The sequence below is a fragment of the Pseudomonas sp. 21615526 genome (genome assembly GCF_013386245.1).
Classification (GTDB): Bacteria; Pseudomonadota; Gammaproteobacteria; order Pseudomonadales; family Pseudomonadaceae; genus Aquipseudomonas.
In genome coordinates this window covers 349-12,712 of the sequence record NZ_JACAOM010000190.1, presented here as the reverse complement: position 1 = coordinate 12,712, position 12,364 = coordinate 349, and the positions used below count along the sequence as shown (strand labels likewise).

General features: G+C 62.8%; 12 protein-coding genes and 1 riboswitch. Of the genes, 11 read left to right on the top strand and 1 reads right to left on the bottom strand.

The genetic code is table 11. The annotated features are described in order from the left end of the window. The 5 genes from HX786_RS30635 to HX786_RS30615 form a co-directional block, all read left to right on the top strand. Positions 1–884 (top strand): DUF2066 domain-containing protein (locus HX786_RS30635; RefSeq protein ID WP_178913038.1); only part of this gene is annotated, 884 nt, incomplete at its 5' end. A 53-nt stretch (positions 885–937) separates the two neighbouring features. After that, on the top strand, positions 938–2,011 hold the full coding sequence (locus tag HX786_RS30630; protein WP_003210746.1) for an AI-2E family transporter: 1,074 nt from the start codon (positions 938–940) through the stop codon (positions 2,009–2,011). Positions 2,012–2,228: 217 nt separating this feature from the next. Then, positions 2,229–2,933, top strand: coding sequence for a DnaA regulatory inactivator Hda (hda, locus tag HX786_RS30625; RefSeq protein WP_003210747.1), 705 nt, complete (start codon positions 2,229–2,231; stop codon positions 2,931–2,933). Between the two features lie 213 nt (positions 2,934–3,146). After that, positions 3,147–3,776, top strand: coding sequence for a C40 family peptidase (locus HX786_RS30620; protein WP_003210748.1), 630 nt, complete (start codon positions 3,147–3,149; stop codon positions 3,774–3,776). 144 nt (positions 3,777–3,920) lie between these two features. Then, a complete protein-coding gene (locus HX786_RS30615; RefSeq protein WP_003210749.1) occupies positions 3,921–4,463 on the top strand; it encodes a C40 family peptidase in 543 nt (180 codons plus the stop codon). Positions 4,464–4,596: 133 nt separating this feature from the next. Here the strand turns inward: HX786_RS30615 and HX786_RS30610 are convergent, their stop codons facing one another. Continuing rightward, positions 4,597–5,910: a sorbosone dehydrogenase family protein gene (locus HX786_RS30610; RefSeq protein ID WP_178913037.1), complete on the bottom strand. Its 1,314-nt coding sequence runs from the start codon at positions 5,908–5,910 to the stop codon at positions 4,597–4,599. Positions 5,911–6,009: 99 nt separating this feature from the next. After that, positions 6,010–6,247, top strand: a riboswitch (cobalamin riboswitch). 79 nt (positions 6,248–6,326) lie between these two features. Here HX786_RS30610 and cobO point away from each other — a divergent pair. Genes cobO through HX786_RS30580 form a run of 6 tightly spaced genes read left to right on the top strand, consistent with a single transcriptional unit; the run spans position 6,327 to position 12,308 of the window. Beyond that, complete coding sequence (cobO, locus tag HX786_RS30605) at positions 6,327–6,938, top strand: cob(I)yrinic acid a,c-diamide adenosyltransferase (RefSeq protein WP_003210751.1); 612 nt, start codon at positions 6,327–6,329, stop codon at positions 6,936–6,938. After that, positions 6,935–8,326 (top strand): cobyrinate a,c-diamide synthase, encoded by a 1,392-nt coding sequence (locus tag HX786_RS30600; protein ID WP_178913036.1) that lies wholly within the window; start codon positions 6,935–6,937, stop codon positions 8,324–8,326. Before cobO ends, HX786_RS30600 begins: the two co-directional genes overlap by 4 nt. Beyond that, entirely contained in the window at positions 8,323–8,973 is a 651-nt protein-coding gene (bluB, locus tag HX786_RS30595) for a 5,6-dimethylbenzimidazole synthase (protein WP_003210753.1), read from the top strand. Before HX786_RS30600 ends, bluB begins: the two co-directional genes overlap by 4 nt. Continuing rightward, positions 8,970–9,878 (top strand): adenosylcobinamide-phosphate synthase CbiB, encoded by a 909-nt coding sequence (gene cbiB, locus HX786_RS30590; RefSeq protein ID WP_003210754.1) that lies wholly within the window; start codon positions 8,970–8,972, stop codon positions 9,876–9,878. The genes bluB and cbiB overlap by 4 nt, the downstream gene beginning before the upstream one ends. Then, positions 9,871–10,860, top strand: coding sequence for a threonine-phosphate decarboxylase CobD (gene cobD / locus HX786_RS30585; RefSeq protein WP_003210755.1), 990 nt, complete (start codon positions 9,871–9,873; stop codon positions 10,858–10,860). The genes cbiB and cobD overlap by 8 nt, the downstream gene beginning before the upstream one ends. Next, complete coding sequence (locus HX786_RS30580; protein WP_177022925.1) at positions 10,857–12,308, top strand: cobyric acid synthase; 1,452 nt, start codon at positions 10,857–10,859, stop codon at positions 12,306–12,308. The genes cobD and HX786_RS30580 overlap by 4 nt, the downstream gene beginning before the upstream one ends. The last annotated feature ends 56 nt before the right edge of the window (positions 12,309–12,364 follow it).

The following is a 12,364-nucleotide window of genomic DNA, read 5'->3' as shown; positions in this document are numbered from 1 at the left end:
TGGTGATCCGCCTGACCGGCGACGCCAAGGCCGCCGATGGCCCGGGCCTGGCGGCGATCCGCAAAGACCCGCAACAAATCATCAGTCAGTATGGCTACGACGCCGGCCCGCCGGAAAGCCTGCAGGTGGATTTCGACCCGGTCAGCACCGACCGCGCGTTGCGTGGCGCGGGCCTGGCGCTGTGGGGCAGCAATCGGCCATCGATCCTCGGTTGGTGGCTGAACGACTCCGTGGAAGGCAGCAGCCTGGTCGGTGATGGCCAGGCCGTCGCCCGGCCGCTGCGCCGCGCGGCCCAGCATCGTGGTTTGCCGCTGCGTCTGCCATTGGGTGACCTGGACGAACAGATCGTCGCCACCGCCCCGAATCTTGAAAGCCCTGACGCCACACCGCTGCGCGCCGCGTCCGAGCGTTATGGGGCCGATGCCTTGCTGGCGGTGCATGCTCGCGAAGATGGCGGCCAATGGTCGGCCAAATGGCGCCTGTGGCTGGGGGATAAAAGCGAGCAGGGCACCGCCACCGGCACTGATACTGCCGCATTGGCTGACGCCGTGCTGCTGGCCGTCAGCGAACGCCTGGCACCACGCTTTGCGGTCAAGGCCGGCGCTGCCACCAGTGATCAGTTGCTGGAAGTGCAGGGCATGAATCTCGAGCATTACGCCGCCCTCGGCCATCTGCTGGAACCGTTCGGTGCCCAGCCAGTGCGCGTGGACGGCACTCGCATCGTTTATCGGGTGAATGGCAGCGCCGAGCAGCTGCGCACCCAGTTGAGCCTGGCCAAGTTGCAGGAAATCCCGGCAGGTGAAGCTCCGGCTCCGCAGCCGGTGGTAGAAGGCGCGCAACCGGCACCGGTCGAGCCGACGCCGCAGCTACGTTTTCATTGGTAAGTGTTCTTCCTTCTTATATAGAAGCAGGAAGCAAATAACAGAGGGAGTGGTTTATGGCGGATACGCGTCGTTGGGTGTGGCTTGGCGGGATTGTCCTGCTGTGCGTTTTTGTGTTCCTGCTGCATTCGATCCTGACGCCGTTCCTGGTCGCGTTACTGCTGGCCTACCTGTTCGATCCGGTGGTGGATCGCCTGGAAAAGATCGGCCTGTCACGTACCTGGGGCGTGGTGGCGGTGTTTGCGTTGTTCACCTTGATCATCACGGCGCTGGTCCTGGTGCTGGTGCCGATGTTGGCCAAGCAGCTGTTCAAGCTCTATGAGCTGGCGCCGCAGATGCTCGACTGGCTGCAACACACGGCCATGCCGTGGGCGCAGGCCAAGCTGGGGTTGGCAGACGGCTTCTGGAAGTTCGACAAGGTCAAGGCGGCCATCAGCGAGCACATGGGCCAGACCACCGACATTGTCGGCGTGGTGCTGAGCCAGGCGACGGCTTCGAGCCTGGCGCTGATTGGCTGGCTGACCAACCTGGTGCTGATCCCGGTCGTGGCGTTCTACCTGCTGCGGGACTGGGACATCATGATGGCCAAGATCCGCGGCCTGCTGCCGCGCGACCGTGAGGAGCGCATTGTCTCCCTGGCCGAGGAGTGTCATGAGGTGCTCGGCGCCTTCGTCCGTGGCCAGTTGCTGGTGATGCTGGCGCTGGGGATCATCTACGCGGCGGGGTTGATGGCGATCGGCCTGGAACTGGGGCTGTTGATCGGCCTGATCGCCGGCCTGGCAGCCATCGTGCCTTATATGGGCTTCGTGATTGGTATCGGTGCGGCGCTGGTGGCCGGGTTGTTCCAGTTCCACGGCGACCTGTACCCGATGCTCGGGATCGTCGCGGTGTTCATGGTCGGCCAGGCCCTGGAAGGCATGGTGCTGACGCCGTTGCTGGTGGGCGACCGGATCGGCCTGCATCCGGTGGCGGTGATCTTTGCGATCCTGGCGGGCGGCGAGCTGTTCGGCTTTACCGGCATCCTGCTGGCGCTGCCGGTGGCGGCGGTGATCATGGTGCTGGTGCGCCATGTGCACGACTTGTACAAGGACTCGGACATGTACGCCGGAACCGACGAACCGGAGTTATAACCGCAGCATCACAAACCCGGCTCAAGGCCGGGTTTGTCATTTATCGGCTCTGGCGTTTCGCCATTGCGTCAAACATTCCTCACCAAATCCAACAAGTTAACGCAAACCTTTGATTTTGCTTGTGGTCTGCTGCATTGTGCGCCCGGCGTCACGGGTATAAACTTTGCAAACTTTACACAGAGGTCACTAACGGTTCGATTGGAACCGTTCAGTCAGCATGAAACCGATTCAGCTGCCCCTAGGTGTGCGTCTGCGTGACGACGCCACCTTTATCAATTACTACCCAGGCGCCAATGCCGCTGCACTCGGCTATGTCGAGCGGCTCTGCGAAGCCGACGCCGGGTGGACCGAAAGCTTGATCTACCTCTGGGGCAAGCACGGCGTGGGGCGTACCCACTTGTTACAGGCCGCTTGCCTGCGCTTCGAACAGATGGGTGAACCGGCGGTGTACCTGCCGCTGGCGGAGCTGCTGGACCGCGGTATCGAGATCCTCGACAACCTCGAACAATACGAACTGGTCTGCCTGGACGATTTGCAGGCAGTGGCGGGGCGGGCAGATTGGGAAGAGGCACTGTTCCATCTGTTCAACCGCTTGCGTGACAGCGGCCGGCGTTTGTTGATTGCCGCCTCCACCTCGCCACGTGAGCTGCCGGTGAAGCTGGCGGACTTGAAGTCGCGGCTGACCCTGGCGCTGATTTTCCAGATGCGCCCGTTGTCCGACGAAGACAAACTGCGGGCCCTGCAACTGCGTGCTTCGCGCCGCGGGTTGCACCTGACCGATGAAGTCGGGCATTTTATTCTCACTCGCGGTACACGCAGCATGAGCGCACTGTTCGACTTGCTCGAACAGCTCGACCAGGCTTCCTTGCAAGCCCAGCGCAAGCTGACTATTCCCTTCCTCAAAGAAACCCTGGGCTGGTAGCCAGCCCTTTAAAACCGGGGCTTTCGGCAAATTACAGGCGCCAGAAAACCTGCGTTTGGGCCGTTTTGGCCACGCAAATGGCTGGCATAGGGTGTTAAGGGCTTAGATGTCATAGTCCAAACAAGAAGTCACATAGATCACGATTGAATTTGCAAATCGATGTGATAGAAGGCATAGTCTCGGCTTCTTTACACATCAGCCACGGTCGTGCCCATGCTAAATCGCTTCGCACCCCTCGTGCCTCTCGCACTCGTTACCCTGTTGTTTGGTTGCGCCACCCACACTCAAAACGTGGCTGAGCAGCAAAAACCAGTACAGCAGTCCCAGGCAAAATTCGTTGCGTCGCAGTCTTCCACTGTTTATCAGGAAGAGATCGCAACTGAAAAAGAACTCGCCGACTTCGCCGGCGCCAAGCCTTACCAGCTTCCCGTTCTGGCCGACAGCATTCTCGAACGCGGCATGTCCCTGATCGGTACCCGTTATCGTTTCGGCGGTACCTCTGAAGCCGGTTTCGACTGCAGCGGTTTCATCGGCTACCTGTTCCGCGAAGAAGCCGGCATGAACCTGCCGCGTTCCACCCGCGAAATGATCAACGTGGATGCACCGTTGGTCGCGCGGAACAACCTCAAGCCCGGTGATCTGCTTTTCTTTAGTACGGCTGGCCGTGGTCGTGTCAGCCACGCCGGTATCTACCTGGGCGACAACCAGTTTATCCACTCCAGCAGCCGCCGCAGCGGTGGTGTGCGAGTCGACAACCTGGGTGACAGCTACTGGAGCAAAACCTTCATCGAAGCCAAGCGCGCCCTGGCGATGGCCCCGACTACCGTTACCGCCAGCAAGTAAAGTTAAAGTGATACTTGAAGTTTGACGTGTAAGCGCTAGAATCCCTGGACATTGTTGTAAATTGATCGCGCGAGCTTTGCTTGCGCGTTCTGTTTTTCAACGTTCGGCAGCGAAAGCCGCATCCAGATCAGGATTGTTCTGCCCATGTCGACCTCGGCCCGCCTAATTCTTCTCGTTTGCGCCGCGCTGCTCAGCGCCTGCGCAAGTCGTCCTCCGCCTGCTCCCGTGGCCGTCAAGCCCAAGCCGGTGTTCAACACCTATGCCACCCAAAGTTTCTCGCCTGCGGCCGAAGACGTGCTTTTTCGTGCGCTGGGCCTGGTCGGCACGCCTTATCGCTGGGGCGGCAACACGCCGGACTCGGGGTTTGATTGTAGTGGCTTGATCGGTTTCGTCTACCGTGACGCGGCGGGCATCTCCTTGCCACGTACCACCCGCGAGCTGATCGTGATGCGCGCCCAGGACGTGAGCGAAAACAACCTGCAGACCGGTGACCTGATCTTCTTCGCCACGGGTGGCGGCTCGCAGGTCAGCCACGCCGGGATCTACGTGGGAGAAGGGCGCTTTGTGCATGCGCCGCAAACCGGCGGTACGGTGAAGCTGGACACGCTGTCCAAAGCCTATTGGCAAAACGCCTACCTGAGCGCCAAGCGTGTGTTGCCAGCCGAGCACCTGGCACGAAACCCCTAGGAAAACACGAAACCAAATGTGGGAGCGGGCTTGCTCGCGAATGCGGTGGATCAGTCGACAACAAGCTGACTGACACACTGCATTCGCGAGCAAGCCCGCTCCCACATTTGTTTTGCGGTGTTTGCGAAGCTGGCTATTTAGCCGCCGACACTCGCCACACCTTGTTCCCCACGTCATCCGCCACCAGCAAATCCCCTTGCTTGTCGATCACCACGCCGACCGGGCGGCCCATGGCTTTCTCATCGCTATTGAGGAACCCGGTCAGCACATCCACCGGCTGGCCTTTGGGTTTGCCGCCTTCAAACGGCACGAAGATCACCTTGTAGCCACTGTGGGGCTTGCGGTTCCAAGAACCATGCTGGCCGATAAACGCGCCATTGCTGAATTGTGCCGGTAGCTTGCTGCCGTCGGCAAAGGTCAGTCCCAGGGAGGCTGTGTGCGGGCCCACCGCGTAGTCCGGGGCAATCGCCTTGGCTACCAGTTCCGGGTTCTGCGGACTCACCCGCACATCCACGTGCTGCCCGTAGTAACTGAAGGGCCAGCCATAGAACGCGCCATCCTTGACCGAGGTGATGTAGTCCGGCACCAGGTCGCTGCCGATTTCATCGCGCTCATTGACCGCCGTCCACAGCTTGCCGCTTTGCGGTTCCCAGGCCATGCCGTTGGGGTTGCGCAGGCCGGAGGCGAAGATGCGGTGCTGGCCGGTGGCGCGGTCCACTTCCCAGATCGCGGCGCGGCCTTGTTCGGCTTCCAGGCCGTTTTCCGCGACGTTGCTGTTGGAGCCCACGCTGACATACAACTTGCTGCCGTCCTGGCTCGCGACCACGTTCTTGGTCCAGTGATGGTTGATGCTGCCGCCCGGCAAGTCGGTCACCGTGGTGCCGGCTTCCTTGATCGAGGTTTCGCCTGGCTGATAGGGGAAGCGCAGCAGCTTGTCCGAATCGGCCACATACAGGTCGCTGCCCACCAGTGTCATGCCGAACGGCGAGTTCAGGTTCTCCAGGAACACCGTGCGGGTTTCGGCTATGCCGTCGTGGTCGGCGTCCCGCAGCAGGGTGATGCGGTTGGGGCTCGGCACGGCGGCCCCGGCGCGGCCCATGACTTTCTCCATCACCCAGCCACGAATACCCTTGGAATCGTCCGGCTTGGGTGGCGCATTGGTTTCTGCCACCAGCACATCGCCATTGGGCAGCACATACAGCCAGCGCGGATGGTCCAGGCCTTCGGCAAACGCCGCTACTTGAGTGCCTGCCGCCGCCGTTGGCTTGGTGCCTTCGGGCCAGCCGATGGCCGGGGCGATATTCACCGTGGGGATCAGGGTTTTATTCGGTTCCGGCAGTTTGGGCGAGGGCCCGGTGCCGTCGGACACTTGCAGGGTAGAGCTTTCGCCGCAGGCGGCGAGGGTGGCGGCGAGCATGATCAGTAGGGCAAGTCGGGTCTTGTGCATGGTTTTCTCCTTAATACCTGTAGCGGTAGAGGCGCGCAGCGGCCCGATGGTTCACGCGCATGTCCGGCTTTAATTGACGCTCCACCCCCAACCCACTAACCTTCGCGGCTTGTTTCAGGTGCTCTGTGGCGTACGCGCCGACTGAGTGAAACAGGGAAGCCGGTGAGTGAGCGCATTTTTCTACAGTGCTGCCACGATCCCGGCGCTGCCCCCGCAACGGTAAATGAGTCAAGACGGTGCCTTAAGCCACTGTATCGCCCGCGATATGGGAAGGCGCACCTTCGGCATCCAATGCCACTCATGAGCCCGGAGACCGGCCTGATCCATCCAACAGCATCACGGTGGGCGATGCTTGGCTGTCTGTATGTGTCTTTTTCCTGCCCGCCGTTTTTGTCCAGCCCCAACGGAGAGCTGCCATGACTGAATCCCCCGATCGTGACGAACGCCACCTGGCGCGCATGCTGCGCAAAAAAGCCGTGATTGACGAGCGCATTGCCAATTCACCGAACGAGTGCGGGTTGCTGCTGGTGCTTACCGGCAATGGCAAAGGCAAGAGCAGCTCGGCCTTTGGCATGCTCGCCCGGGCCATGGGCCACGGCATGCAGTGTGGCGTGGTGCAGTTCATCAAGGGCCGCAACAGCACTGGCGAAGAACTGTTCTTCCGCCGTTTCCCCGAGCAGGTGCGCTTCCACGTGATGGGCGAAGGTTTTACCTGGGAAACCCAGGACCGCGCCCGCGACATCGTGGCCGCCGAAGCCGCCTGGGCGGTCTCCCGGGAAATGCTGCAGAACCCGGCCATCGGCCTGGTGGTGCTGGATGAACTGAACATCGCCCTCAAGCACGGCTACCTCGACCTGGACCAGGTACTCAGCGACCTGCAGGCGCGCCCGCCGATGCAACACGTGCTGGTCACCGGCCGTGGCGCGAAACCCGAATTGATCGAAATGGCCGACACCGTGACTGAAATGGGCATGCTCAAGCATGCATTCCAGGCGGGTATCAAGGCGCAGAAAGGCATCGAACTTTGAATCAGCCCCGTCACTGTCCTGCTGTGCTGATCGCCGCACCGGCGTCCGGCCAGGGCAAAACCACCGTCACCGCCGCGCTCGCCCGTTTGCACCGCAACCTGGGGCGCAAGGTGCGAGTGTTCAAATGCGGCCCGGACTTTCTCGACCCGATGATCCACGAGCGCGCCAGTGGTGCGCCGGTCTATCAATTGGACATGTGGATGGTCGGCGAGCAGGAAAGTCGCCGATTGCTGTGGGAAGCGGCGGGGGAAGCCGACCTGATCCTGATCGAAGGCGTGATGGGCCTGTTCGACGGCACGCCGTCCAGCGCCGACCTGGCGCGGTATTTTGGCGTGCCGGTACTGGCGGTCATCGATGGCACGGCCATGGCCCAGACCTTCGGTGCCCTGGCATTGGGCCTGGCGCGTTACCAGCCGGACCTGCCGTTTGCCGGCGTGCTGGCCAACCGCGTCGGCACGCTGCGCCATGCGCAACTGCTTGAAGGCAGCCTGACCGAAGGCCTGCGCTGGTACGGCGCACTGTCCCGGGAAACCGGGATCGAATTGCCCAGCCGCCACCTTGGCCTGGTGCAGGCCAGCGAATTGAACGACCTCGACCTGCGCCTCGACGCCGCCGCCCAGGCCCTGGGCAGCAGCTGTGAGGTAGCGCTGCCACCGCCGGTGGAATTCGCTGCGCCCGAGGTGATCGAGGCCCAACCGTTGCTGGCCGGCGTGCGCATCGCCGTGGCCCGCGACGAAGCCTTCGCGTTTACCTACGGCGCCAGCCTCGACCTGTTGCGAGCGATGGGCGCCGAGCTGCGCTTCTTCTCGCCGATTCGTGACCGCGCATTGCCCGAAGCTGACAGCCTCTACCTGCCCGGCGGTTATCCGGAATTGCATCACCAGGCGCTGTCGGAAAATACCGCGATGCTCGACGCCATCCGCGCCCACCACGCTGCTGGCAAGCCACTGCTGGCCGAATGCGGCGGCATGCTCTATCTGCTGGACTCACTCACCGATGTCGACGGCACCCGTGCCGAACTGGTCGGCCTGCTCCAGGGCGACGCCGTGATGCAAAAGCGTCTGGCGGCACTGGCCCTGCAAAACGTCGAACTGCCCGAAGGCCTCTTGCGCGGTCACACCTACCATCACTCGCTGACCAGCACCGAGTGGCAGCCGATTGCCCGGGGCCTGAGCCCGAATGGCGGGCGCGGTGCCGAGGCGGTTTATCGTCAGGGCCGGATGACGGCTTCCTACGTGCACTTTTATTTCCCGTCCAACCCGATGGCGGTGGCTGCCTTGTTTGCGCCAAGCCTTGAGACCGCCATCGCAGGCAAGCCCGCTCCCACAGTTGACCGAGTTGAAACGCAATCTACTGTGGGAGCGGGCTTGCCCGCGATGAGGCCATGACTGACAACGCCTTTCCGGAAGCCGACCGCGAAGCCGTCTACCGCGCTATCGCCGAACGCCGCGACATGCGGCACTTCAGCGGTGGCAGCGTGGCGCCGCAATTGCTCCATCGCCTGCTGCAAGCCGCGCACCAGGCGCCGAGCGTCGGCTTGATGCAGCCCTGGCGTTTTATCCGCATCAGCGACCGCAACCTGCGCGGCCAGATCCAGCAGCTAGTGGAAGAAGAACGCGTACGCACCGCCGAGGCTCTCGGCGAGCGCTCCGACCAGTTCATGAAGCTCAAGGTCGAAGGCATCAACGACTGCGCCGAAGTGCTGGTGGCTGCCTTGATGGACGACCGCGAGCGGCATATCTTCGGGCGCCGCACCTTGCCGGAAATGGACATGGCATCGTTGTCCTGTGCGATTCAGAATCTATGGCTGGCGGCTCGTGTCGAAGGGCTGGGCATGGGCTGGGTCTCGCTGTTCGAGCCCCAGGCCCTGGCCGATCTGCTGGGCCTGCCGCCCGGTGCCAAGCCGTTGGCCGTGTTGTGCCTGGGCCCGGTGGCCGAGTTCTACCCGGCACCGATGTTGCAGCTCGAAGGCTGGACCGAACCACGGCCGCTTAGTGACATGTTGTACGAGAATGTTTGGGGAGTGAGTCAATGAGTGTGGCCTTGCTGAGTGTCGCTGCCGTGGCGCTGGATGCGCTGCTGGGCGAGCCCAGGCGCTGGCATCCGCTGGTGGCGTTCGGCAATTTTGCCGGGCGCATCGAGCAGCGTTTCAACTCCGGCGGTCGGGGCTGGCGCAGCCATGGCGTCACCGCCTGGGTGATCGCGGTGGTGCCGCTGACCCTGCTGGCCACGGCGCTGTCGTGGGCGCCCTACATCGGCTGGGTCCTGGAAATCCTCGCATTGTATTGCGCCCTCGGCATGCGTAGCCTCGGCGAGCACGTGCTGCCGGTAGCGCAAGCATTGCGCAGCGATGACCTGGACGAGGCACGCAAACGCGTCAGCTACCTGGTCAGTCGCCAGACCAGCGAGCTGGACCGCACTGAAGTTGCCCGTGCGGCCACCGAATCGGTGCTGGAAAACGGCAGCGATGCGATATTTGCGGCGCTGTTCTGGTTTGTGGTCGCTGGCGTGCCCGGCGTGGTGCTCTATCGTCTGAGCAACACCCTGGACGCTATGTGGGGCTATCGCAATGAGCGCTTTGAACGTTTTGGCTGGGCCGCGGCGAAGATTGACGACGTGCTCAACTACATTCCCGCACGCCTGGTGGCGTTGACCTACGCGCTGCTGGGCAAAACCCGCCTGGCTCTCAAATGCTGGCGCACCCAGGGCCCGACCTGGGACAGCCCCAACGCCGGCCCGGTGATGGCTGCGGGTGCCGGTGCCCTTGGCGTGGAGTTGGGCGGTGCAGCGATTTATCACGGTGAGCTGCACCAGCGCCCGCCACTGGGCGAAGGCCCGCCGGCGGATGCGGATTCCATCGAGCGTGGCTGGCAACTGGTGCAACGCGGCGTGTGGCTGTGGTTGCTGATCCTGTGTGTGGGGGCTGAGTTTTATGCTTGAGCACGGTGGCCGCTTGCGCAAGGCGGCGATGCAGTACGGCATTCCAGAAGCAGACTGGCTGGACCTGTCCAGCGGCCTGGCGCCATGGCCGTTTCCGATTCCGGAAATCCCGCTGCGGGCCTGGGCGCGCCTGCCTGAAAACGACGACGGCCTGGAGCAGGCTGCCTGTGAATATTACGGCACGCCCCATGTATTGCCGGTGGCCGGCTCCCAGGCCGCGATCCAGTTATTGCCGCGCCTGCGCCGGGCCGGCAAGGTCGGTGTGCTGTCGCCGTGTTACGCCGAACACGCTGAAGCCTGGCGTCGCGCCGGCTACATCGTGCGCGAAGTGCTGGAGCAGGAAGTCGACTTCTTCCTCGACAGCCTCGACGTGCTGGTGGTGGTCAACCCCAACAACCCCACCGGCCTGAGCCTGACGCCGCAACGCCTGCTGGACTGGCATGCTCGCCTGGCCCAACGCGGCGGCTGGCTGGTGGTGGATGAAGCCTTCATGGACATCACCCCGCAACTGAGCCTGGCGGGCCAGGCCCATCAAGTCGGCCTGATCGTGCTGCGCTCGTTCGGCAAATTCTTCGGCCTGGCCGGAGTGCGACTGGGGTTCGTGCTGGCCGAGCGCAAGCTGCTCAAGCTGCTCGCCGAACAGGTGGGGCCGTGGGCCGTCAGCGGGCCGACGCGGGTGCTTGGGCAAGTATGCCTGCGCGATACCGCCGGCCATGCGCAACAGCGGCTGCGTTGCGAATCGGCCAGCCAGCGCCTGTTTGATGTGCTTGAACGCCACGACTTGCGGCCCCAGGGCGGCTGCGCGTTGTTCCAGTGGATGATCACGGACCGGGCTGAGCAGCTGCATGAATTCATGGCCCAGCGCGGCATTCTGCTGCGCTTGTTTGTCGACAACAGCAGCCTGCGTTTCGGCCTGCCGGATACCGAGGCCGACTGGTTGCGGCTGGAACAGGCACTGAAGGCCTACAAGGAAGCCTCATGAGTACCTTGATGGTGCAGGGCACCACCTCTGACGCCGGCAAAAGCACGCTGGTGACCGCACTCTGCCGCTGGCTGGTGCGCCAGGGCATACCGGTGGTGCCCTTCAAACCGCAGAACATGGCGCTCAACAGCGCCGTGACTGCCGAAGGCGGCGAGATCGGCCGGGCCCAGGCGGTGCAGGCCCAGGCCGCGAACTTGGCGCCCCATACCGACATGAACCCGGTATTGCTCAAGCCCAACAGTGACACGGGCTCCCAGGTGATTATCCATGGGCGCGCCGTGACCACCATGAATGCGGTGGCCTATCACGATTACAAAGCCATCGCGATGCAGGCGGTGCTTGCCTCCCATGCGCGCTTGAGTGCGGCGTATCCGGTGGTGATGGTCGAGGGTGCGGGTTCACCGGCCGAGATCAACCTGCGGGCGAATGATATTGCCAACATGGGCTTTGCCGAGGCAGTGGACTGCCCGGTACTGCTGATTGCCGACATCAATCGTGGCGGGGTGTTTGCGCACCTGGTGGGTACGCTGGAATTGTTGTCGCCGACCGAGCAGGCGCGGGTCAAAGGCTTCATCATCAACCGGTTTCGCGGGGATATTGCGTTGTTGCAGCCGGGGCTGGATTGGCTGGAAGCGCGCACGGGCAAGCCGGTGGTGGGGGTGTTGCCGTATGTGATGGATTTGCACCTGGAGGCCGAGGACGGCATCGACCAGCGCCAGATCGACAAGGCGGCGCAGGTGCTCAAGGTGGTGGTGCCGGTATTGCCGCGGATCAGTAATCACACGGATTTTGATCCGTTGCGCTTGCACCCGCAGGTGGATTTGCAGTTTGTGGGGCCGGGGCAGGCGATTCCTGCGGCGGACCTGATTATTTTGCCGGGCTCGAAGAGTGTGCGCAGTGATTTGGCGTATTTGCGGGCCAACGGGTGGGACACGGCGGTGGCTCGGCATCTGCGTTATGGCGGGAAGGTGCTGGGGATTTGTGGTGGGTTGCAGATGCTCGGCGAGCAGGTGCACGACCCGCTGGGGTTGGAAGGGCCTTGTGGTTCTAGCGCTGGGCTGGGGTTGTTGGCGTTCAGTACGACCCTGGAGGAGGAGAAGCAGCTGCGTAACGTGCGGGGGCGGTTGTTGCTGGAGGAGGCCGAGGTGAGTGGGTATGAGATCCACGCGGGTGTAACCAGTGGCGCTGGCTTGGTGCGGGCTGCGGTGCAGTTGGACGATGGGCGCCTGGATGGGGCTCAGAGTGAGGATGGGCAGGTTCTCGGGACCTATCTGCACGGGGTGTTTGAGACGCCGGCTGCATGTAGTGCGTTGTTGCGGTGGGCGGGGTTGGAGGATGTGCAGGAGGTGGATTATCACGGGTTGCGGGAGCGGGATATTGAGCGGTTGGCGGACTTGGTAGAGCGGCATCTGGATACCGGGTTGCTGCGTTCGTTGTGTGGGGTTTGAGTTGGTTGTAATGGACCGTGTACATATCCGTTGCTGCGGTAACGGCCGCTTATGGT

Bases quoted from the DNA above. Each gene is read 5' to 3' on its own strand.
- cbiB (WP_003210754.1), top strand. From the start codon at position 8,970: ATGAGTGTGGCCTTGCTGAGTGTCGCTGCCGTGGCGCTGGATGCGCTG.
- hda (WP_003210747.1), top strand. From the start codon at position 2,229: ATGAAACCGATTCAGCTGCCCCTAGGTGTGCGTCTGCGTGACGACGCC.
- HX786_RS30630 (WP_003210746.1), top strand. From the start codon at position 938: ATGGCGGATACGCGTCGTTGGGTGTGGCTTGGCGGGATTGTCCTGCTG.
- cobD (WP_003210755.1), top strand. From the start codon at position 9,871: ATGCTTGAGCACGGTGGCCGCTTGCGCAAGGCGGCGATGCAGTACGGC.
- HX786_RS30615 (WP_003210749.1), top strand. From the start codon at position 3,921: ATGTCGACCTCGGCCCGCCTAATTCTTCTCGTTTGCGCCGCGCTGCTC.
- HX786_RS30620 (WP_003210748.1), top strand. From the start codon at position 3,147: ATGCTAAATCGCTTCGCACCCCTCGTGCCTCTCGCACTCGTTACCCTG.
- HX786_RS30610 (WP_178913037.1), bottom strand. From the start codon at position 5,910: ATGCACAAGACCCGACTTGCCCTACTGATCATGCTCGCCGCCACCCTC.
- bluB (WP_003210753.1), top strand. From the start codon at position 8,323: ATGACTGACAACGCCTTTCCGGAAGCCGACCGCGAAGCCGTCTACCGC.
- cobO (WP_003210751.1), top strand. From the start codon at position 6,327: ATGACTGAATCCCCCGATCGTGACGAACGCCACCTGGCGCGCATGCTG.
- HX786_RS30580 (WP_177022925.1), top strand. From the start codon at position 10,857: ATGAGTACCTTGATGGTGCAGGGCACCACCTCTGACGCCGGCAAAAGC.